The following is a 21,667-nucleotide window of genomic DNA, read 5'->3' on the forward strand; positions in this document are numbered from 1 at the left end:
ACCTCTGAATGAGATTACTGGAGCGCGGCTCGCAATACTTCGCGATGAAAGAGCGATCGCTCTACTATAAATTTTATCCTGTCTGGCGATAAGGCGTGGCCGTTAGCATAGTGTTCCATCCAGGTTTTGCTGATTAAATAAGGATCGTCTGGCAATTCTGATAATAAATATCCCGGCATTTCTAGCTCTTCCATTAACTGGCTGACTTTCGGATCGTAGCTGAGGGCAAAACAGCGGCATTCTTCGGATGCTGCCATAATTAAACTGTGGTAGCGCATCCCGATCGCCATTTCGACTCCCCGGAATACTCCTTTCAATTTTCTCGGATCGTCTAAACTCAGGATGCGGCTCGTTTTGGGCAGGGCTTCGTGCAAATGTTTGGCTATTTCTAAGTCGTGAGACGCTTGAAAAGGCAGCAGCAAAATTAAGGTGCGAGTTGCTTTTTGAAAGTCAACTAAAGCTTGAGTTAAGATTGACAAACGGGCGGGAGTTAGTGTAGAATGAGAACGCAAACAAACAGCAACTCTGGGCGCAGGTAAATCCCACAAACCCGACACGGGAGAATTCTCCAAAGCCCACACGGGATCGGGCGCTAAAGTAAAGGGAATTTTCCAATCTGCAAGTAAAGTAGCTGAACCTTTATCCCGCACGCTGACGGCGGTGCATCCAGCAAAACAGCGCTGAGATAACTTGCGAGTCATTTCGCGCTTCAAAGGCCCAATTCCCTGGGCCCAGGCAACAGTTTTTAAGCCCATCCGCTGCGCTAATCCCATCAAACCCCCATAATAGAAAGGGCTCGCAATGCTAGTAGTGTCTTGGATTAAACTGCCGCCGCCCCAGATTAGCGCGTCGGAGGTGCGGAGTGCTTCGATAACTTGAAAGGCATTCATGCGATCGCGCGCAGCTACCCCGTACCGCTGATTTGTCTCGACAGGATTGCCAGACAGGACGATCGGCGTTACGCCATCTGGTAACATTTGCAGTAGCGATGCCAACAGCGCCTCGTCGCCGCCGTTGCCTTTACCGTAATAGCCGCACAAAATTGCTCGCATTTCTACTCTTTTCTTTGTTTGTGATGGGGAATGTAACTATTTTAGATTTTAGATTTTGGATTTTAGATTTTTTTGAGATTTGAAATGAGATAATACTACTACCCAAAAAAATGCTACTGTCAGCAAGCTTCAAGGCTTTACGTCATCAGTCAGCTCAAATCGCAAATCTAATAAAATCTCGAATCGCTAATCTAAAATTGTATGACCAGCCCAAAAACAGGTACAAGCCCCGACTTAAGTCGTGGATGCTCCTAAAATTTTAGACCAAAGCTCAAGCTCCAAGATTCATCTGTGGAGTCAATCTAAAATCTAAAATCTAAAATCTAAAATCGACTGACTCATCATACTTTATATGACAGTTGCGTAAGTCCCGATCGATAAATCTTTCATCTTCGTTCACAATACAAAAAATGCACGCTTTGTCAATTCCCACCTGGATTATTCACGTCTCTAGCGTCGTCGAGTGGATTGCCGCCATCTGGTTAATTTGGACTTACGGCGAAGTCACTCAAAACCGAGCTTGGTGGGCCCTTTCCGCCGCAATGCTGCCCGCTCTCGTCAGCGCTATGTGTGCCTGTACATGGCACTATTTTGACAACTCCCCAGCCCTAGAATGGATCGTTACCCTGCAAGCGGCGATGACTCTATTCGGCAATTTTACTTTGTGGGCTGCTGCTTGGTGGATTTGGCGATCGGCTCAGCCAGCAGAGAAAATTAAAGATTAAAAAAAGGAGAAACTAAGTGAAAAATAGCACTATTTGCGTAAAATTTGCGGCAAGTTTGCTTTTGTTGACAGCCGGATTTTTGCTTCCCAGCAAAGCCAGCAACATTCCCCTACAAGTCGCCCAACAGCCTAACTGCAAAAGTCCTCAAACCACGCTAGACATGAATATGTGTTCTAGTCAAGAGTTTGAGGCTGCCGACAAAAAGCTCAATCAAGTCTATCAGCAACTGCAAGCAAAAATCAGCAGTAGACAAAAGCAGAGATTGACTGCAGCACAGCGTACTTGGATTAAATTTCGAGATGAAAATTGTGATTATGCAAAAGGGCAGTTTGAAGGCGGTAGTTTGGCTGCTTCTACCTACGGTTATTGCAGGGCCAGAGTGACGCAAGAACGGATTAAAGATTTGGAAGGTTATTTGAAACAAGCAAATTTGTAAAAGTTCGATCGCCAGGGAGAATAATTTACCCCTTCAATCCTCAATTCCGCAACAACCTCATCTTTTGCACTTCTAGAAGCCCCAGCACAAACCAGCTCAAGAGTGATATAAAGCTTTGTTTTTTATTTTACGCTTTGACACGCCAATGGTGTAAAATCTAAATTCTCAAATCTTATATTTTAAATCCCTATGTCCTTCGTTGGTTTGCACATTCACAGCGATTATAGCTTGCTAGATGGGGCTTCTCAGCTACAACAGCTCGCAGAACGGGCGGTCGAATTGGGGATGCCCGCGATCGCCCTTACAGACCACGGGGTGATGTACGGGGCGATCGAGCTAATCAAAGTTTGCCGAAATAAAAATATCAAGCCGATTATTGGCAATGAAATGTATGTCGTCAACGGCGACATAGAAGTAAAAGTTCGAGGTAGAAGAAAATACCATCAAGTTGTTTTAGCTAAAAATACCCAAGGTTATAAAAACCTCGTCAAACTAACCACAATTTCCCACTTAAAGGGAATGCCAGAAAGAGGTATTTTTGCCCGACCTTGCATCAACAAGGAACTGCTAAAACAATACTCCGAAGGTTTAATTGTCACCAGTGCTTGTTTGGGCGGCGAAGTTCCCCAAATGATTCTCCAAAACAAGCTAGATACTGCCCGTGAAGTAGCCACATGGTATAAAGAAGTATTTGGGGAAGATTACTATATAGAAATTCAAGACCACGGTTCCCCGGAAGACCGGATTGTTAATGTTGAAATCGTTAAAATTGCCCGCGAACTGAAGATTAAAATAATTGCCACCAATGATTCTCACTATATTTCCTGCAACGACGTAGAAGCACACGATGCTTTGCTGTGCATTAACACCAACAAACTGATTGAAGAAGACAAGCGGATGCGCTACAGCGGCACAGAGTATTTGAAGTCCGCAGAGGAGATGGCGCAACTGTTTCGAGACCATTTGGATGATGAAACAATCAAAGAGGCGATCGCAAATACCCTAGAAGTCGCAAATAAAGTATCGAGATACGAGCTCACAGGAGAAGCTCGGATTCCCACCATTCCAATTCCCCCAGAACATACAGCCGATACTTATGTAGAAGAAATATCCTGGCTGGGACTGTTAGAACGCCTCAAAGCCCGCACCAGAAATGAAATCCCCCCAGTCTACAAACAAAGACTAGAATACGAACTGAAAATGCTTCAGCAGATGGGATTTTCGGAATACTTTTTAGTAGTTTGGGACTACATAAAATATGCTAGAGACAACGATATTCCAGTAGGGCCAGGACGCGGTTCTGCCGCAGGTTCTCTAGTTGCCTACGTCCTCAAAATCACCAATATAGACCCCGTACACCACGGACTACTATTCGAGCGATTTCTCAATCCCGAACGGAAATCTATGCCAGATATTGATAGCGATTTCTGCATAGAAAGGCGGGACGACATGATTAAATACGTTACGGAAAAATATGGTAGCGAGCGCGTAGCGCAAATTATTACTTTCAACAGAATGACATCAAAAGCTGTCTTGAAAGATGTGGCCAGGGTGTTAGGTATTCCCTACAAAAAAGCCGACGAAATGGCTAAATTAATTCCCGTGTCCAGGGGAAAACCGGAAAAACTTAAAGTGATGATTTCCAATGAAACACCTGCACAGGAATTTAAAGACAACTATGAAAATACAATTTGCATAAATGCCGAAACTGGTACAGAAGTCCCAGTTCGTCAGTGGATTGACATGGCAATTCGCATTGAAGGAACCAACAAAACCTATGGTGTTCACGCGGCCGGTGTGGTAATTTCTTCCGAGCCGTTGGATGAACTTGTACCGCTGCAAAAGAATAATGAGGGGGCTGTGATTACCCAATATTTCATGGAAGATTTGGAATTTTTGGGGCTGCTGAAAATGGACTTTTTGGGATTGAAAAATTTAACAACGCTCCAGAAAACTGTTGATTATATTAAGCAAACCCAAAATCTAATTGTCGATCCAGAAATGCTACCTTCTGATATTGAGCGCAGAGCTCAAGAGACTTTTGGCAGAATCAAAAAGTTACCGGATGATGTAGATAAAACTTATAGACTTTTAGAAAGAGGAGATTTAGAAGGTATTTTTCAGTTAGAATCCTCTGGAATGCTGGATGTAGTGAAAAAACTCAAACCTTCCTGTCTGGATGATATTTCTTCTATTTTGGCACTTTACCGACCTGGGCCGCTGGATGCAGGTTTGATTCCTCAGTTTATTGACTGCAAGCACGGTAAAACAGTTGAGTACGATCATCCGCTATTAGAACCGATTTTAAAAGAGACTTATGGAACGCTTTGCTTTCAAGAGCAAATTATGCGGATGGCTCAAGATTTGGCGGGCTATTCTTTGGGTCAAGCTGACTTGCTGCGCCGCGCAATGGGCAAGAAGAAAGCTGATGAAATGCAGAAGCAAAAAGAAACGTTTATCGACGGCGCAACTAAGAATGGAGTCAGTCAAAGAATTGCTGAAAAGTTGTTCGCACAGATGCTGCAATTCGCGGAATATTGCTTGAGCTATGACACGAAGATATTGACAGTGGAATATGGGCCGATGGCTATTGGCAAAATTGTTGAGGAAAAAATTGAATGTACTGTTTATAGTGTTGATAGCAACGGTTATATTTATACACAGTCAATTGCACAGTGGCATCGCCGGGGGCAGCAGGAGGTCTTTGAGTATTGCCTGGAAGATGGCTCGATAATTCGCGCCACAAAAGATCACAAGTTTATGACTGTTGGCGGTCAAATGCTGCCCATTGACGAAATCTTTGAAAAAGGATTAGACTTAAAACAAATCAACTCTAGCTCAGATATATAAAATGTATCTCGACTATAGGCAGCTAAAATCGGAACACAAGGAACAAATCATTTCTGCTTTTAATCAGGGCATGGAGTGTCGAGACATTCCTAACTACCTTGGTGTGAGTGAAAGAGCAGTTTCAAGGGTTTTAAAAGAAGCCGACATTAATACTAAGCGGCGCAACCGCTATACTTTAAATGAGAGCTATTTTGATGTAATTGACTCTCAAGCTAAAGCTTATTTATTAGGATTGATAGCTGCTGATGGCTGCGTTACTCAAACTAATTATGTAGCTTTTGAATCTATTGACAAAGAACTTACAGAAATGCTCAGCATAGAGCTACAATACTCTGGTGAAATTAGAGTTATTCAGCCTCAAAATTATGCTCCTCACTACCGAATAAATTTTTCTTCTGAACAACTGGCAAGCTCTTTACAGGGCTACGGCATCATAACAGGAAGAACTTTTTCGGAAGTTACCTATTTCCCGAACTCAAAATATTTAGGGTCTTATGTGTTAGGCTATTTTGACGGTGACGGTTGTGCTTATGCAAACAAAGGTAGAAGTGGCGGTTTAGTGTGCATCGTCGGTTCCTTTGAATTTGCCCGCGAACTAGCCATGCACCTAGGGATGGGTTCTGTACAAGAGCATCAATTAAAAAAAGTTTATTATTGGAGAATCTTTAGTCGAAACAATATACAAGCATTCTATGATTTTGTGTATCAATATCCCCGCTTGGGATTGCAACGAAAGAAAACTAAAATAGAGGCTATTCTCAGGAGTTACAAACATGGTAAAAATTATTAGTCGAAAATCACTAGGAACTCAAGAAGTCTATGACATAGGCGTTGAACGAGAACATAACTTTATCCTAGAAAATAGTTTGGTGGCATCTAACTGTTTTAATAAATCCCATTCAATGGCCTATGCGTATATCACGTATCAAACTGCCTATTTAAAGGCGAATTATCCTCTAGAATATATGGCTGCACTGCTGACTGCTAACAGGGGCGATCAGGATAAAGTACAGAAATATATTGCCAATTGTCTCAAGCTGGGTATTGAGGTTGAGCCGCCCGATGTTAATAGCTCGGAACTTACTTTTACACCGATGCCGAAACAGATGACTGGCGCTGCAAAAGATAAAATTTTGTTTGGAATTTCGGCGGTTAAAAATGTGGGAGAAGCGGCAATTGAAAATATTTTGGCGGCGCGGCAGGAAGGGGGTAAGTTTAAATCATTGGCTGATTTGTGCGATCGCGTAAATCTCCATTCGGTCAACCGCCGGGCTCTAGAAGCTTTAATTCAATGCGGTGCTTTTGATAAAATTGAAAACAATCGCAATCAATTAGTACACGACCTCGAAGGAGTGATAAAATGGGCGCAAGAGCGCAAAAGAGACCGAGAAAGCGGCCAAGGCAATCTTTTTGACTTGTTAGGTGCGAATAGCTTCGGGAAGTCAGTCAATACCTATGAGTCCGCGCCCAAATCTAAAGTGGTACCAGATTTTGAAAAACAGGAGAAATTGCGTTTAGAAAAAGAACTGCTTGGCTTTTATGTGTCAGAACATCCCCTAAAGTTTCTCATGCAAGTAAACGAAGACCCCGATGTGGTGACTCTCGAACAGTTAGCAGATAAAAAGGGGAAAGTATCAGTTATTGTCATGCTCAGCGCTATTAAAATGGTAGTGACTAAAAAAGGCGATGCGATGGCAATTTTGCAATTAGAAGATTTGACCGCTCAAATAAAAGCTGTGGTGTTCCCCAAGGCTTACGAACAAGTGAAACCTTACATTGTAGAGAATGCGATCTTACTGATTAGTGGAAAAATTGAGAAAGATGGCGAGGAAATTCAGATAATTGTAGACACTGCAAAGCCGGTGGAAACAGTACAGGTTGAAGAGGAAATCGAGAGGGCCCAACCGGAAATAAATAACCATTGGGCGGCGGAACCAGTCAACGTTGTACGATCGACAAAACCTGTGGAAGTTTTAGAAATGGTGATTGTCAAGCTTACACTGCAGCAAGTACAAGACGGGGAAAAACTCAATGACCTCAAAGCCCTTTTGGAAGAACTTTCCTATGGGGGAGAAGATGCTAGCGTTTCTGTGGGGGGAATTGTTGTCGGTGAATATTCCTGTCAACCCTTTCGCATTAACCGTCAATTGTGGGTGCAAGAGGGCGAGGGAACTGTTAGCCGTCTCAAGTCGGCTAAATTTGATGCTTGGGTTTTTCCTCTAGACAATCGCGGAGATGCTGCGGTGTTTCGAGAAATGCGATCGCAACTTAATGTACATTCTTGGGCCAGTCGTTTACTTGACACTGACACCGATCGCCTTCACAAGTATGTCACTTATCTCGCCCAACTAAACAGACGCCCGCCAAACTAACACTTCGCCGCCATCCCCACCGGTGACTAAAGTTTGACCGTCAGGACTAAAAGCCACCGGATTGCGCCCAGCAAGAGAGCACAAACATTCTCCTGTTTCCAGGTTCCAGAGTTTAACCGTACCGTCTCGACTGCCGCTAGCCATAATTTCGCGATCTGGACTCATCGCCACCGAAATCACCGCCTCAGAATGCCCCCTCAAAGTATTAATCAATTCCCCTGTATCGGCATTCCACAATTTAACAGTAGCGTCGGCACTTCCACTGACAATCATCTTGCCGTCTTGACTAAATGCGATCGCATAAACCCAATCTGAATGACCGACAAAAGTCCGTACACTCTCCCCAATACCTACCAGCCACATCTTGATAGTTGTGTCAGCACTGCCGCTGGCAAGCATCATACTTTGAGGGCGAAAACTAACAGATAAAACCTTATCAGAATGTCCCGAAAGTTTTTGAACCAATTCTCCGTTGCGCTGGTTCCACAATTTAATACTCTTGTCGCCGCTGGCACTCGCGATCGCTCCAGAGTCGCAACTAAAAGCCACCGAGTACACGGGGCCGTACCGGTGACTGTACGGCGAACCAAAATCGCTGTAAAATTCGCGAATCATCGCCTTTTTATCCAGCTTCCACTCAATGACTTTTCTGTCAAAACTGCCGCTAACCATCATTCTCCCGTCTGGGCTGATTGCCACAGCATCAACCGTTGCGGAATGGCCGAAAAAAGTATGGATGAATTCACCTGTTTGCAGGTTCCACAGCTTAATTGTTTTATCGTCGCTGGCGCTAGCGAGAATATTGCCTTGAGGATTAATAACAACAGCATTAACCGGGGCTGAATGACCGTGGAGAATGCGATCGCACCGCCAGTTATTAGACGACAAAAATGTCGGATTGTTAGCGGATGGCGCAACATGAATCTTGTGGGGCGGCGCGGCCGATACGGCGGTTGCTTTATTGGGCTGCGAGTTAGTTACTGGCGAATTAATAGCTATTTTTGTTGGGGAATTATAACTGATTTGAGAGCGGGGATATTGGCCAAGATTTACCAAGTCTTGCAACACTTCAGCAGCGGATTGATATCGCTCTCTTACCGAATCTTTGAGCAATTTATTCAAAATAGTTGCTAATTTTTGGCTGACTTTTATGCCTTTTTGCGCCAAGTGCGATCGCCAAATCCATTTGCATTCCAAAGCATCGAACAAATCCTTCAATACCGCCCCAGTTAGCAGGTGAATGCAGGTAACGCCCAAACTGTAAAGGTCGCTCGCCGGATACGCCTTGCCGCTGCGGATTTGTTCGATCGGCGCATAGCCAGCAGTTCCAGTTATCGTCCCAGTTTGCGCCTCAGAAAGGCCGGTAATGTGCTTAGCAACTCCAAAATCTACTAGCACAAACTGACCCCCCCTAGCCTTTCCCTGTACAGCAGGAGATTCAGGCACAATTATCCCTTGTATACCACCAGAAGATTGAGGTAAAGAGGCCCCTCCTTTTCCTTTACCAGGAGTCGAGTTGCCATATCCCGCCGCAGCCCACAAGCTTTGGGGAGTTCTCCGCAGAATATTTTCCGGCTTAATATCCCGATGAATCACCTGCTGCTCGTGAACAAATTGCAAAACAGGCAACAAATTGATCAACAATTCCCAAATCTGTTCCTCGCTAAAAGCTCCCCGCTGCTGCAACTCCTGAAACAAATTATTTCCATCGATTAACTCTTCCACAAGATACAGACGTTTGGCTTGTTCAAAAGAAGCCAGCAAACTTGGAATTTGCGGGTGTTCTCCGAGTTCGTGTAGTCGGTGAGCTTCTTGTTTGAACAGTGCAGTTGCCTTTTCTAATTCAGCTTTTTCTTGAACTTGGGGGAAAAATTGTTTGATGGCGCAGGGAGTTTTCAACCTATCTTCATCGACAGCTAAAAAAGTTCGGCCAAATGTTCCTTCACCGATAGGTTGAAGGGCGCGGTAACGCTCTTTCAGTAGCAATTTAGAGCCGCACGCCCGACAAAAATTGGTTGAGTCCGCATTCTGCGGCTTTTGGCAATGGGGATTGAGGCAATAGCTCATCTTTTTTCCGGCCTGGAGATTCCCACCACAGCTAAACTTAGCAACATGGTAGTCTGTTTCCACTCACGCCCAGAGCACCATTCTCGATAATACCTGAGAAACTCGCTTTCTTAACCCAAAATCTCGGCTCTCAGGTTGAGCCCGTGGCAAGAAACCAAGGTGAGGACACTAAAATTGCTTGATGTGAGTTTCCATATATTGTAATGCTTTCCTAAAATTTTGCAGGTTGGCGGTTCACAAACTGATATGTCAACAGTTATACCAATTTTTTATGAGGCCCCGTAGAATCTGATCCCCCCTAACCCCCCTTCTTAAGGGGGGGACAAGATTCTTCTCAGAGTATGCGATTGTTTGAATTTATATTGTAGTTTAAGCTCCCCTGAATAAAGGGGGGACAAGATTCTTCTCAAAGTCAACCCCTACTCCCCAACAATCAGGGGGATTTAGGGGGATCGAGATATATGCAACTTCACATTAAATTGGTATTAACTGTTAACTACGGCTATTCTGGAGCATTTCTGCAGAGAGTAAATACCAAACTGAGATGAGCTCGGCTATTCTCCCCCATCTAAAAGACACTCTTGCTCCTCGTCGCCCTTCTGTGAGGATGCTTTGGCTTTAATCACCGCTTCTCTAAAGCCTAAAACTAATAAAATATTGGCAAGTGTTAAGAATAGTTCCGCAGAACCGTGCAGCCAATCGACATTTGCTAGTGACTCATTGTAGGCAACTTTTGCGTAAATTGCCGCGGGAATCGTCACTGCTACAAAAACGAGAGTGCCGTAAAATCCCATCAGAGCTAAACGGGGTGTTTTTCCCGATTTAGTCAAAAACCAGAGAAATCCCAAGTAGGGAAATAGAGACAGAACAAATAAAGTTTCTTTGGAAATCATTAGTAATTGGTGAGCGACCAGATACTATGATAAATTAAAAGCTCAAAAATTAGTGTGAATAATTTTTAACTTTTAAGGTTGAGTTTTTAATATTTAATTAGACAGATGCACCCGTTTCTATCGAACTGCTATAGAGTCACCCAATACCATAGCTCTTAACCCAAGCCGCAGCAGGTGGGCAGTATTCCAAACCCCTCACCCACGCGGAGACAAAACCCGTAACTTTTCCCCTAACACCGTTTTTAGAATAACACATTTTTCACCGTGCCAGTCTGTTAATTGTCCCTCTCCCCAAAGCTACCCAGCAATTAGAAAGAGAGACGGTTCCAAAGTTTTCTGTCTGCTAGGCATCAAGCAAGCATCGTTCACAACCTCTAAATCCAAGCCGTTATTTCTATCTGCTGCCAGAATTTCCTTTAGCTTAGCATCAAAATCAAAACACGGCCCGCAATCCCAAACTTTGAGTTCCAACCGTCCGTTAAACACCATAATTTCCAGTTGCACAGGAGTTTCTACTGGCAACTTTTTGTGAGCGTGGCGAACTGCATTAGTGAAACCTTCAGCCAAAGCTAACTGAAGATTCCCCCAAACCTCATTAGGAATCGATAAATCTTTCAACTGCTCAAACCACAACAAAACTTGAGTTAAAGCATTGACATCTGTGTTGACTTGCAGGCTAATATGTTGAATACAAGTTTCATGCAGCTCTTCTTCCTGCTCTGTTTCAGTCTGCCAATCCCAGGTGTTTAATAAATTCATTAACCCATCTAAAACGCTAGCATTTTTTATATTTTGCGATTGATTGCGACCTTCTACTTCGTAACTTTTGCTCAGCCAGAAACAATTTCGATTGTCGAGAGTCCGGGTGTAACTGAGCTCGTCTGCAATCTGCCACATGAGTTTGATCCCCCTGCCACCTTCTGCAAGTTGATCTATGCTGTTCGACATCTATTTTCCTCGTCTGAAAGTATTAGCTGTACCCAATTTTCCCACCCGCCGAGACATTTGGTATTTTTTTTATACTGGCTTGCTCGGTGTTATTTCGGGGATCACACAAAAATGCTATCTTTTTTAGAGAAGGCAGCGCATCAGCAATATGTCTTAAGAGTCTAAGCCAATTGGCTTATTTACCGATCGCCTGTACGGAGAACGATCGCCCTCGGCAGCAAAATCCAACTGCATCCATTACAAATACTTATCCGTTGTCGGAGTCGGTCACTTGCCGCAGCCGTCGCCAGCTTCAGAATCCCTGGCATTTAGCGCCTCCGGCCGTTCGCCGCTCGCTGCAGGGGAGCCTTGATGTGCGGGGTTTCATCCCCAAGGCGTAAGTAATATCGGTGAGGGCGATGGCTACGCCCCGGCTTACGCCTACGAACCTTACACCGTCGAGTCGCGTCCATCCACTAGAGTAGGACTTACGCAAACAACCCAGTTTCTGCTAAGAATATTGGGTTTGACAGCGAGGAATTAACGAGGAAACCGGCTTTTTGGCCCCCGCACGTAAGTCCAGCAGACAAATCGGTGATGAAAGGCAGTTACAGGACTTACCCAGACTATGACCAAAATCCAACTGAAAATTCTGACTGCAGCGATAATGCTACTCCCATTTTGCGCCGCACTTCCCTTACAAGCTCAAAATCTGTCTCTAGTCAAGCGGCTGCTAGAAACCAGAGGATGTCCCGGATGCGACTTATTTGGCGCTTCTTTGAGCCGTGCAGATTTGTTTGGCGCTTCCTTGAGCCGCGCCACTCTCAACAGGGCCGACTTAGTTGATGCCGACTTGACTGCGGCTGACTTAATGGAAGCTAATTTAAACAACGCCAACATGAGAAACGCCTTTTTGGCTGACGCCGACCTCAGCAAAGCCGACATGAGCAGGGCCGACATCAGGGGAGCCAACTTAGAAAATGCCAACCTCAGCGAGAGTTTTCTGCGAGACGCATCCCTCCAGTTGGCTAACTTAAAATGCAGTAATTTGAGCGCAGCTAAACTAAGTAGAACCGACCTGAGAAATGCCGATTTAAGCGGTGCAAATCTCAGGAGTGCCGACCTCCAAGAAGCCGATTTAAGCGGTGCAAATCTCAGCGGTGCAGACCTGAGAAATGCCGACTTGAGGGATGCGAGATTGAACAAAACTAATCTTACAGATGCCAATCTCTGCGGCGCCCGGATGCCGGATCGAAAAATATCTCGGCGCGGCTGCGAAGTTAAGAAAGAACAAGCTATAAGCACGAACAATTACTGCAATTATTGCTATGCCTTAAATGACTGGTGGCTGAATGTATTAAGGTTATACTAAGCGGTATCATCGGGATAACTGCTCCGCTTTAGATATCTACTGTTTGAAGTGCGAGCAGGCGGTACAGATATCAAACTTAACCTGTTACCGCCAATAGCTTTTATCTACTTTGAAGAACCTAAAAATTGGCTCAGTATTTGCAGATATTCTGCGCCCCCGATCTGTGCCACATTATTGTGACCTCCATCAGGAACTATGTACAACTGTTTGGGCTGAGGTGCTGCATCAAACAGTTTTTTGGTCATTTCCACTGGAACTACATTGTCAGCAGTCCCGTGAATAAAGAGCACAGGCATTTGCAGGCGATCGACTTTTGAAAGAGAATCAAACCGCTGTGTCAGCAAAACATCGATCGGAAACATCCAAAACAGCCCTTTTTGGAAATTCACCATCGCCCGCGTCGAAGTAAAAGAGCCTTCTACAATTACCCCTGCCGCCTCCGGGTGACGCACGGCTAGATCGATCGCGATCGCCCCTCCCAAAGAATGACCGTAGAGATAAATTTGATTCGGGTTAATCCCCCGCTGTTTCACCAAATAATCCCAAGCAAGCTGAGCATCCTCATAAACCTGAGATTCACTCGGAAAATCGCCCTGGCTTTTGCCATAACCACGATAATCGATCACAAATACCGACAAACCTAACCGATGAAATCGATAAGCGTGTTCGACATTTGCTCCCACATTTGAACCATTGCCGTGTAGATACAAAACTACCTTCCCTAACCCCAGGGCGGTTTCATTCTTGGTAGGGGCGGTGCCCCCGTGCCGGCCCTTTTTGCCAGAAACCCCCATTCGATGGTTGGTGGCGGGGGTAGGCACGGGGGCACTACCCCTACAAAAACCTCGTTTTTGGTGAGAATCAAACAGCCCTGCCCCTAACCCCCCCTTGTTAAGGGGGGGAACCGGAGCGACTGCCGGTCTCTCACTTTGCGGGGACGTTCCGACTCCTCTAGCTCCCCCCCTTGGCAAGGGGGGGCTGGGGGGGGTATCCGAGTCTCCGGTGTTAACAGAGGGAACAGCCTCCCCCTTTCTTGCTCCACCCCTAGCTTCGGGGGGGCTGGGGGGATTTTCCGATGCAGGAATCCACCACCCGTGCACGCTTTCCACCGCGCCTGTTTTAGTTGAAATTGGCAACCAAACATCTTGATATTTCAACTGAAAATCATCTGGCGTAGTTTCGATCGCGCGCGCGGGAAAAAAGATAAACTTACCTTGCGCTACAAAGAGGAATACACAAGCAGCAGAATAAGCAACGGCCAAAACTATCCCAAAAGCTATTAGCGACTTAGACAAAAGGAATACTAGCAAATTGTTCATAGATAGAGCACGCGGGAAATTAGAGATCGCTCAACAGCTAATGGCAAATGATTAATTCAGACAATTAGCCAAGATCGATTACTAACTTCCGCCACCGTATTCCGCCGATTTTCAAAAATTAATGCAATTCGGGGTGGTGTAAGTGCCAATTCGTAGACTGTTCGTAAGCGTGAGCCACCTGAAACAGCCGAGATTCTTGCAAAACATTACCAATCAGTTGTATACCCACGGGCAGTCCTTTATCATCAAATCCGCAGGGCAAACTCAAAGCTGGCAAACCAGCAAGATTCACCGGAATAGTCATCAAATCTGACAAATACATACTCAGGGGGTCATTGAATTTTTCGCCTGCCTTAAATGCGGTAGTAGGAGCAGTGGGACAGACTAAAACATCAACTTGAGAAAAAGCTTTTTCAAAGTCTTCTTTAATCAAAGTCCGAACTTTTTGAGCTTTTAGATAATAGGCATCGTAATATCCAGCCGACAATACGTAAGTGCCGATCGCAATCCGGCGTTTAACTTCCGCACCGAACCCTTGAGAGCGGGTTTTGGCATACATATCCAAAAGATTATCGGAGTCTGGAGACCGGAAACCGTACTTAACTCCATCATATCGCGCCAAATTTGCCGAAGCTTCCGATGGAGCAATTATGTAGTAAGTGGGCAAACCGTAGCGGAACCGGGGACAAGAAATGACTTGAATTTCTGCGCCCAATTGTTGAAATTGCTCGATCGCCTTAGTAACAGCGTCTTTAACCCCGGAGTCCAGCCCTACACCAAAAGTTTCTTTAATTACACCAATTCTAATCTGACCCTTCGGTCGCAAACTGGGTCTTAAAGCTTGAGCGTAGTCAGGAATTGGGACATTAAGACTCGTGGAATCTTTCGGATCGTAACCGGCGATCGCCCCCAACAAAATCGCCGAATCCTCAACAGTCCGGCCAAAGGGCCCAATTTGATCGAGAGAAGAAGCATAGGCCACCAAACCGTAGCGAGAAACCAACCCATAAGTCGGTTTCAGCCCCACCAACCCGCAAAAAGCAGCAGGTTGGCGGATTGAGCCCCCTGTATCCGAACCCAAACTCACGACGCATTCTCCGGCGGCTACCGCTGCGGCAGAACCGCCAGAAGACCCGCCGGGCACGCGCTCCAAGTCCCAAGGATTCGCGGTAACTTGATAAGCAGAAGTTTCTGTCGAGCTCCCCATTGCAAACTCGTCCATATTCGCCTTACCCACAATCACCGCACCGGCTGCTTGGAGTTTCGAGACGACGGTGGCATCGTAGGGAGGCACAAAATTCTCCAAAATCCGAGAGGCGCAGGTTGTGGGAACGCCCTCGGTGCACATATTATCTTTAACGGCGATCGGGATACCGGCCAACAGGCCAATTTGCTCTCCGGCTGCGATTTGGGCATCCACTTTATGGGCCTGCGCCAATGCGCTGTCTGCCGTCACGCACAGAAAGCTTTTCAACTTCGGCTCTAGCTGGGTAATTCGGTCTAATGCTTCTTGAGTAATTTCCACAGCAGAGCGTTCTTTATTGACCAGTTGTCGGTGCAACTCGCGGATGGATGCCATGCTCGTACCTTTATCATTTCTACTTTGAGACAATACAGTTAATATAGCTGGCAATTGTACCTGCTTACAGCCCGAAGGCAAAGTCGGCTATTTTTGTGGCGAAAGTTCGAGCCTCGAAGAGGGCTCCGCTAACGGGCGATCGGTCATTTTATATACAAGAGATTAAATTCCCAAAATCCCACCGGACACAAAATAGCGATCGAGTTTTTTACCTAATTTTTTAACAAACCAAGAATGCAACTGTATCAGGACTGATGCAAAAAGTGGTTTGACGCGAGATTTATATGAGTAAGGGGTAAGGTGTGCAATGCGACCCCTACATAATTAGGTTCGGTCTTCAAGAATGTCTATGCAAGATCGCAATCATTAGGAAATCAGTCATTCCCAATTCTGTAATCTAAATTCTAAAATATTAGAACCCAGCTTCTCTTCTACCTAACCCATAATTTATGGTAAAAAAGATGCCCTAACAAATAAAATAATACCCTATTATGACTGCTTTATTTCTGGAAAATTCAGACATTAAGAAAATTATTGGTATATAAAAACTTCGCTCTTTGTTAGATTTAATTTATTTTTAATAGCATAATTGCTCGCATCTGAAGCTGATTTTTGACTAGATCGATCGCGTCATGAAAATTCCGAATAACATGAACTAAAACTACAAAGTGATGAGAATTAAATATTAGATTAGGGCGGTCACTCCCCTAATAATTAGGGTCAGATTATGAAGAGCAGTTTTTTAGTCAAAAATGACTGAAAGTTATCAGTCAGCCGAGTGAATTAATGGCGGTGGCGCGATCGAAGAAAATAGCGATCGACCTTTTCCGATCCACGCCCATTGTGCCAGAGGTCAAAAAGCCTGTCAGAAATCTGGGGTTCACAAAAAAGCTCGAAACGCTCACCGCCACGCCGAGGTCTCCTGTTGCCCGCACCTGCAAAAAAACAGCAGTCCTTCCTCAAGTGCGACTAGCTGCGTGCCTCTGGGGTAAAAAAAGCTACTTATTTGCCGCCACGATCCCCAGGAAAATAATTTCATCCGGAATTATCCCCAAAACCAAAGATATATGGTAAGAAGTTCCCGATGCCCCGTTGGAGGAATGCCACCTAAAGCTCACTTAGAATCCCACCTGACGGCAGAGGAACTCAAAATTCGCTACCGGCAGGCACAAAACACCACAGAGTCGCGCCGCTGGCACTTGCTGCTGTTAGTGTCCCGAAATTGGACTATCAAACAAGCAGCCCAAGTCGTAGGCCTCAACTACGACTACGCCAAAGAAATTGTCCAGCGCTACAACCGAGAAGGGCCTAACTCTGTGAGAAATCGCAGCGGAGACCGCCAGCCCCCTCCTGCAAAATCCTTGCTGAATCCTGAACAGCAAGAAGAACTGCGACAAGCCCTGCTAGGCCCTGCCCCCGACGGCGGAGACTGGACAGGCCCCAAAGTCGCTCGCTGGATTGCCGAAAAGATTGGTAGCGATCATGTCTGGCCCCAACGCGGCTGGGATTACCTCAAGCGGTTGGGTGCTGACTGGCGACGGCGGCGCAGAAAGTAGATAGTTCCCAATATTTAGAGGGGGTTGATTGCCTTCGTGCGATCGCTCCCTTTATTTTGGCAGAAGTCATTAGTCAGCAGTCATTAGTCAATAGCAGTATTCGTAGGGTGTGTCGCCATTAAAAATCCCTAAATTAAATCGACTATTTTGTGGCGACGCACCTTCTATCATTTATCAACAAGCTTGCTACCACAAAAATGTTGGGCGGAGTGAAACGGAGGGTTGTTGCCGGGGTTCATTAAAATAAAAGGTGCGTCGCTATGAGATGGTCGCTCTTTTTTGAGGATTTAAGGGTAGCGACGCACCCTACGGCTACGGCTAAAATCCCAAATCTCCAATCTCCAATCTAAAACCGTTTGACTGATGTAACAATAGCTGCTTATATAGAATTTGGTTGTGTTGAGGATGTTAAATATGCCAGAGATTAGGCGTTTTTTGTCGATCGCCAACAAGATGGCGGCAGTAGTAGCCGGCATTGGACTGGTTCAGATGTTAACCATCGCAAGTTCCTTCTCTCAATCATCTAACCCGCGTTCCCTAGACGAACTCTACAAAATTCGCGATGGGCTAATTGCCGAATTAGAACAACCCTCCTCTCCCTCCCCAGAACCAAGCATCCTTTCCGGCTTAGTTCCCTTCGCAGCCGCCAATCCTCCAGAACAACTGCTACAGCAGTTGCAAGCGGTGGAAGCTCAAATATTAGTAGAACAGAGGGCTAAGGACAACTTACAACAAGCAGTCCGTTTAGCCAACAGAGCCGTAGAAACTAAAGGGCAGCCAAATAAGTCGATCGAATCTTCGCAGCAAACTCAATTTTTCTGGCATCAAGCCCTCAACAACTTGCAGGAAGTTCCTCAAAATTCATTTTTAGCTTCCCTCACTGCCTCAAAAACTCAAGAATACCGGGAAAATTTAACAGCAGCAACCTTTCAAGTGCAGCAAGCAAAATCTGATTTGTTGGGTGCGCTTGCGCGGGAAAGCGGTTTGTCGGCTCAAGCTTCGATCGGCATTTGCAACCTTTCTAGAGAATGCGTACACCTCCGGGGCGATGTACCTCCTGTCAGTCCAGCCAGCTTAATTAAATTGCCGATTGCTGTCGCCCTGATGCAAAAAGTCGAAAAAGAAAAAATTAGTCTGAACCAGGAAGTATTAGTCACTCGCGGTAATTTCACCGAAGACGCATCGGCAAAGATTACGTCCAATCGCAATTACCCGCTACAGCTACTGTTAGAAGAAATGATCTATCGCAGCAGCAATATCGCCACCAATCAACTAATCGATTATTTAGGTTCGGATTACATCAATCAATATTTAGATAATAGCGGCTACGAAGTCACCCGCGTCAACTTCAAATTAATGGGGGAAAGAATTATGCCCTCCAACCCCGGTTCAGGTCGCAACCGCCTGACTGCTAACGAACTCACCGAAATGATGGTGCAAATTTACAACGGCGAAACACCCGGTGCTAAACTGTTAATAGAAACTCTCAACCGCCAGTACGATCATGCTCTGGGATTTGCCGCGTTAAAAGGAACTAAAGCTCAGTGGTTGGGCGAAAAAACTGGCCAAAATTCCAAGGTGCTCGGCACAACTTTAGCGATGAGCATTGAGGACGAGGCCTATGTGATTACTGTGATTGACAGCCGCAGCGGCGAGCTACAAATGCGCCAGTCTATTTCTAAAATTGCCGATTACATGGTCAGAAACCCCAGCTTTTAACCGCTGGAATATACAATTTATAGCGGGAACAACGCACCGCCCAAACAGTTAAAAAATGCCGCATCAACAACTCAGTGTTTCCGTCAAAGGCAAAGGGTTTCCGATTCTTTGCTTGCACGGCCATCCAGGTTCCGGCGATTGTATGTCGGTATTCACAGAACACCTATCAAAACGCTTCCAGACGATCGCCCCAGACTTGCGCGGATACGGCAACAGCCGCACCTCAACTTTCTTTGAAATGACCGATCATCTGGTCGATTTAGAAGCACTATTAGACAGATTAGGAGTCGATCGGTGTTTGGTAATCGGATGGTCTTTGGGAGGGATTTTAGCCCTGGAATTAGCCATGAAATATCCCCAGCGAGTCACCGGTTTGATTTTACTTGCATCCGCAGCAAAACCGCGAGGAAGTCACCCTCCCATCTCTTGGCAAGATAACCTTTACACTGGTTTAGCCGGAATTATCAATTGGGCGATACCCGGTTGGCAGTGGAATATTGATACTTTTGCTCGGCGATCGCTCTTTCGCTACTTGATACAGCAGCATAACGCGACCCCTTACCGCTACTTAGCACAGGCAGGTACCCCCGCCTACCTAAAGACTTCCAACACGGCCACCAAGGCGTTAAATACCGCTCTGAGGGCTGGATACGATCGACTGATGCACCTGGGCGACATTCAATGTCCCAGCTTGGTGTTGGCCGGAGAGGGCGATCGGCACATCACCTCAGCATCCAGTTTAGAAACCGCCCGCCACCTCCATGATTGTCAGTGGCAGTGCTATCCCAATACTGCCCACTTGTTCCCTTGGGAAATTCCCGATCGGGTACTCGCAGACATCGATCGTTGGATGGAGAGTCACCCCGAAGCAGTTGGCAATTGCTAGTCTTAAGTTTGGAGTTTGTCAGGGGAGCATCTCAGTTTTGCATTTACAGTGCGAGCGTCCCCGCTCGCGTATTGTACAATACGCGAGCGGGGACGCTCGCACTACAATAAAAAAAATGCTTTTTACAAAACTGAGATGCTCCCGTTTGTCAGAAGCAATTAATCACCCAACACTCAACAGTTTTGAAGTTATAAATCACAACTCAAAACCGCACAGCGTTGCGAGGGAAGCGTAGGTCTCTCAAAACTCAAAATTCCCCTGCTTCTACTGACCGCTCAAAACCGGCCACAGCCCTCCATCACCAAGCTTTCCCAAATCTTCTGCAACCGTTAAAGTAATTGGTTTGCAGCGGTAAATCGAAACACTAACACCTTCTGCCCCTTCATTTTCTATGTCTTCTACATATCCTGCTTTTGCAGTTGCCGCCTCTCCCTGGGTTAAGAACGGGCCAAAATAGTAAATGCACCGCGGCGCTGAAGTTTTAACTTCAACCCACCAAGCCAATCCGAAAAAGTTGAGCAAGCTAATCAAGAATTCTTTCATGTGCTTTTCTAATGTATTTGACGGTGTTTTCAGGGTGCTGCGAACACGCCTAGGCTTTTGTTATTTACACGAGGCTGACTGCTACCAAGAACCGATCCAAACCTATTTAAATATATCTAAATAGATTGGTGTCGAATTCCTGTTTGAACCTAGGGGGCGGGCCCCTTCTACTTTCGTCTGAACAAGTAACGACAGTCGATCGGCTATCCTTACTTGTTCCGGGTGTGGTGCTGCTCAATTTTGGACAGCATTCACAATAAACTACTCTGTTGTGCTCTTTTTTTCAAGCACCTTTACGATCCGTGTACGTGAAACTTTTTGGGCCCGCGCTGGCGGTAAATTTCGTATAAAGCCATCCCCGTTGCTACCGAGACATTCAGGCTAGGAGTATGGCCCCTTAAAGGAATTGAAACTAATCCGTCACATCCGCGCTGTATCAAAAGGCTCAAACCGTCAGCTTCACCCCCCACCACTAAAACAGTCGGCCCGGAGAACTTGACTGTCTCTATAGATTGACCGACGCCTGCTGCAGTGCCATAAATCCAGAATCCCGCCTCTTTGAGTTCTTCCAGCGCCCGGTTAAGATTGACAACCCTCGCCACGGGCAGGCTTTCCAATGCCCCTGCTGCCACTTTTCTCACTGCCGAGGTAATCCCAACAGCCCGCCGCTGCGGAATCACCATGCCCTGAGATCCCAATGCTTCTGCGGTGCGAATAATCGCCCCTAGATTGTGCGGGTCGTTGAGTCCTTCTGCTACCACAATTACTGGATCTTCGCAAGCCGACTTAGCCTTTGCGATCAGTTCGCTCAAATCCAGGTATTCGTAAGCTGATACTTGGGCGGCTACGCCTTGGTGGTTTGCTTTGCGCGTGATGTAGTCGAGGCGCAAATCGTCAACTTCGTCAATGATGCTGCCGTTGGCTTTGGCTTCGGTTAGCAAGCTGTGAAAGCGGGGATCGTAGCGCAGGTGGGGAACAACCCAGATCCGGTTGAGGACTTGGTTTGTTTCTAAAGCTGCTTGCACCGCATGGCGGCCGTAAATCATGTCGTCTGTGTCTGCGTCTGGTTGCACGACTGTATTTGAGGCAGTGTCAACAGGGCGAGTGTCTCTGTCTTTGTCTCTGTCTCTGAAATGGTTGCCCCGGAATTCCTGCGGGCTATTGTCTTTGTCTCTGTCTTTGTAATAATTTCCCCTGGATTCCTGCGGGCTGCTGTCTCTGTTTCTGTCTCGGAAATTGTTGCGGGCCGGCTGCGGGCTGCTGTCTCTGTCTCTGTCTCGGAAATTGTTGCGAACCGGCTGCGGGCTGCTGTCTCTGTCTCTGTCTCGGAAATTGTTGCGAACCGGCTGCGGGCTGCTGTCTCTGTCTCTG

General features: G+C 46.0%; 18 protein-coding genes. 9 read left to right on the forward strand and 9 right to left on the reverse strand.

The features are described from left to right. Window positions 1–14: 14 nt before the first annotated feature. On the reverse strand, window positions 15–1,052 hold the full coding sequence (csaB, locus tag QUB16_RS00995; RefSeq protein WP_333313377.1) for a polysaccharide pyruvyl transferase CsaB: 1,038 nt from the start codon (window positions 1,050–1,052) through the stop codon (window positions 15–17). A gap of 410 nt (window positions 1,053–1,462) precedes the next feature. On the opposite strand from csaB, the gene QUB16_RS01000 reads away from it, so the two are divergent. From QUB16_RS01000 to QUB16_RS01020, 5 genes are all read left to right on the forward strand, one after another. After that, complete coding sequence (locus QUB16_RS01000; RefSeq protein WP_333057176.1) at window positions 1,463–1,777, forward strand: DUF2499 domain-containing protein; 315 nt, start codon at window positions 1,463–1,465, stop codon at window positions 1,775–1,777. Between the two features lie 16 nt (window positions 1,778–1,793). After that, entirely contained in the window at window positions 1,794–2,213 is a 420-nt protein-coding gene (locus QUB16_RS01005) for a lysozyme inhibitor LprI family protein (RefSeq protein WP_333313379.1), read from the forward strand. A gap of 189 nt (window positions 2,214–2,402) precedes the next feature. Continuing rightward, window positions 2,403–5,063 carry a DNA polymerase III subunit alpha gene (locus tag QUB16_RS01010; protein ID WP_333313381.1) on the forward strand — a complete coding sequence of 887 codons (2,661 nt, stop codon included), beginning with the start codon at window positions 2,403–2,405 and terminating at the stop codon, window positions 5,061–5,063. Window position 5,064: 1 nt separating this feature from the next. Beyond that, complete coding sequence (locus QUB16_RS01015) at window positions 5,065–5,853, forward strand: LAGLIDADG family homing endonuclease (protein ID WP_333313383.1); 789 nt, start codon at window positions 5,065–5,067, stop codon at window positions 5,851–5,853. Then, window positions 5,837–7,435: a helix-hairpin-helix domain-containing protein gene (locus tag QUB16_RS01020; protein ID WP_333313385.1), complete on the forward strand. Its 1,599-nt coding sequence runs from the start codon at window positions 5,837–5,839 to the stop codon at window positions 7,433–7,435. The genes QUB16_RS01015 and QUB16_RS01020 overlap by 17 nt, the downstream gene beginning before the upstream one ends. Here QUB16_RS01020 and QUB16_RS01025 read toward each other — a convergent pair. The 4 genes from QUB16_RS01025 to QUB16_RS01040 form a co-directional block, all read right to left on the reverse strand. After that, window positions 7,412–9,502: a protein kinase domain-containing protein gene (locus QUB16_RS01025; RefSeq protein WP_333313388.1), complete on the reverse strand. Its 2,091-nt coding sequence runs from the start codon at window positions 9,500–9,502 to the stop codon at window positions 7,412–7,414. The two genes, QUB16_RS01020 and QUB16_RS01025, sit on opposite strands and share 24 nt — an antisense overlap. A 554-nt stretch (window positions 9,503–10,056) precedes the next feature. After that, window positions 10,057–10,395, reverse strand: a complete 339-nt coding sequence (locus tag QUB16_RS01030) for a DUF3593 domain-containing protein (RefSeq protein WP_333313389.1) — start codon at window positions 10,393–10,395, stop codon at window positions 10,057–10,059. A 297-nt stretch (window positions 10,396–10,692) separates the two neighbouring features. After that, window positions 10,693–11,343 (reverse strand): ATP-binding protein, encoded by a 651-nt coding sequence (locus tag QUB16_RS01035; RefSeq protein ID WP_333313391.1) that lies wholly within the window; start codon window positions 11,341–11,343, stop codon window positions 10,693–10,695. Window positions 11,344–11,522: 179 nt separating this feature from the next. Then, the gene (locus QUB16_RS01040) at window positions 11,523–11,651 is read right to left on the reverse strand and encodes a hypothetical protein (protein WP_333313393.1); all 129 of its coding nucleotides are present in this window, start codon (window positions 11,649–11,651) and stop codon (window positions 11,523–11,525) included. A 299-nt stretch (window positions 11,652–11,950) separates the two neighbouring features. On the opposite strand from QUB16_RS01040, the gene QUB16_RS01045 reads away from it, so the two are divergent. Further along, window positions 11,951–12,694 (forward strand): pentapeptide repeat-containing protein, encoded by a 744-nt coding sequence (locus tag QUB16_RS01045; protein WP_333313395.1) that lies wholly within the window; start codon window positions 11,951–11,953, stop codon window positions 12,692–12,694. Between the two features lie 104 nt (window positions 12,695–12,798). Here QUB16_RS01045 and QUB16_RS01050 read toward each other — a convergent pair whose 3' ends face one another. Together QUB16_RS01050 and gatA are read right to left on the reverse strand one after the other, a co-directional pair. Beyond that, window positions 12,799–14,013, reverse strand: coding sequence for an alpha/beta fold hydrolase (locus QUB16_RS01050; RefSeq protein ID WP_333313397.1), 1,215 nt, complete (start codon window positions 14,011–14,013; stop codon window positions 12,799–12,801). Between the two features lie 118 nt (window positions 14,014–14,131). Next, window positions 14,132–15,592 (reverse strand): Asp-tRNA(Asn)/Glu-tRNA(Gln) amidotransferase subunit GatA, encoded by a 1,461-nt coding sequence (gatA, locus tag QUB16_RS01055; protein ID WP_333057204.1) that lies wholly within the window; start codon window positions 15,590–15,592, stop codon window positions 14,132–14,134. A gap of 1,100 nt (window positions 15,593–16,692) precedes the next feature. Between gatA and QUB16_RS01060 the strand changes: the two genes are divergently transcribed. From QUB16_RS01060 to QUB16_RS01070, 3 genes are all read left to right on the forward strand, one after another. Further along, window positions 16,693–17,148, forward strand: a complete 456-nt coding sequence (locus QUB16_RS01060) for a helix-turn-helix domain-containing protein (protein ID WP_333057162.1) — start codon at window positions 16,693–16,695, stop codon at window positions 17,146–17,148. 414 nt (window positions 17,149–17,562) lie between these two features. After that, a complete protein-coding gene (locus QUB16_RS01065; RefSeq protein WP_333313399.1) occupies window positions 17,563–18,867 on the forward strand; it encodes a serine hydrolase in 1,305 nt (434 codons plus the stop codon). 55 nt (window positions 18,868–18,922) lie between these two features. After that, window positions 18,923–19,753 carry an alpha/beta hydrolase gene (locus QUB16_RS01070; protein WP_333313401.1) on the forward strand — a complete coding sequence of 277 codons (831 nt, stop codon included), beginning with the start codon at window positions 18,923–18,925 and terminating at the stop codon, window positions 19,751–19,753. 264 nt (window positions 19,754–20,017) lie between these two features. Here QUB16_RS01070 and QUB16_RS01075 read toward each other — a convergent pair whose 3' ends face one another. Together QUB16_RS01075 and rlmB are read right to left on the reverse strand one after the other, a co-directional pair. Beyond that, the gene (locus QUB16_RS01075) at window positions 20,018–20,296 is read right to left on the reverse strand and encodes a DUF1816 domain-containing protein (protein WP_333313403.1); all 279 of its coding nucleotides are present in this window, start codon (window positions 20,294–20,296) and stop codon (window positions 20,018–20,020) included. A gap of 293 nt (window positions 20,297–20,589) precedes the next feature. Further along, a partial coding sequence (rlmB, locus tag QUB16_RS01080; RefSeq protein WP_333313405.1) for a 23S rRNA (guanosine(2251)-2'-O)-methyltransferase RlmB occupies window positions 20,590–21,667 on the reverse strand: 1,078 nt, incomplete at its 5' end.

It is taken from the genome of Microcoleus sp. D3_18a_C4 (genome assembly GCF_036702415.1).
GTDB lineage: Bacteria > Cyanobacteriota > Cyanobacteriia > Cyanobacteriales > Microcoleaceae > Microcoleus.

Coding starts and splice junctions, on each gene's coding strand:
- QUB16_RS01010 (WP_333313381.1), top strand. CDS start 2,403: ATGTCCTTCGTTGGTTTGCACATTCACAGCGATTATAGCTTGCTAGAT.
- QUB16_RS01040 (WP_333313393.1), bottom strand. CDS start 11,651: ATGCCAGGGATTCTGAAGCTGGCGACGGCTGCGGCAAGTGACCGACTC.
- csaB (WP_333313377.1), bottom strand. CDS start 1,052: ATGCGAGCAATTTTGTGCGGCTATTACGGTAAAGGCAACGGCGGCGAC.
- QUB16_RS01015 (WP_333313383.1), top strand. CDS start 5,065: ATGTATCTCGACTATAGGCAGCTAAAATCGGAACACAAGGAACAAATC.
- QUB16_RS01000 (WP_333057176.1), top strand. CDS start 1,463: ATGCACGCTTTGTCAATTCCCACCTGGATTATTCACGTCTCTAGCGTC.
- QUB16_RS01050 (WP_333313397.1), bottom strand. CDS start 14,013: ATGAACAATTTGCTAGTATTCCTTTTGTCTAAGTCGCTAATAGCTTTT.
- QUB16_RS01030 (WP_333313389.1), bottom strand. CDS start 10,395: ATGATTTCCAAAGAAACTTTATTTGTTCTGTCTCTATTTCCCTACTTG.
- gatA (WP_333057204.1), bottom strand. CDS start 15,592: ATGGCATCCATCCGCGAGTTGCACCGACAACTGGTCAATAAAGAACGC.
- QUB16_RS01045 (WP_333313395.1), top strand. CDS start 11,951: ATGACCAAAATCCAACTGAAAATTCTGACTGCAGCGATAATGCTACTC.
- QUB16_RS01065 (WP_333313399.1), top strand. CDS start 17,563: ATGCCAGAGATTAGGCGTTTTTTGTCGATCGCCAACAAGATGGCGGCA.
- QUB16_RS01070 (WP_333313401.1), top strand. CDS start 18,923: ATGCCGCATCAACAACTCAGTGTTTCCGTCAAAGGCAAAGGGTTTCCG.
- QUB16_RS01025 (WP_333313388.1), bottom strand. CDS start 9,502: ATGAGCTATTGCCTCAATCCCCATTGCCAAAAGCCGCAGAATGCGGAC.
- QUB16_RS01035 (WP_333313391.1), bottom strand. CDS start 11,343: ATGTCGAACAGCATAGATCAACTTGCAGAAGGTGGCAGGGGGATCAAA.
- QUB16_RS01060 (WP_333057162.1), top strand. CDS start 16,693: ATGCCACCTAAAGCTCACTTAGAATCCCACCTGACGGCAGAGGAACTC.
- QUB16_RS01075 (WP_333313403.1), bottom strand. CDS start 20,296: ATGAAAGAATTCTTGATTAGCTTGCTCAACTTTTTCGGATTGGCTTGG.
- QUB16_RS01020 (WP_333313385.1), top strand. CDS start 5,837: ATGGTAAAAATTATTAGTCGAAAATCACTAGGAACTCAAGAAGTCTAT.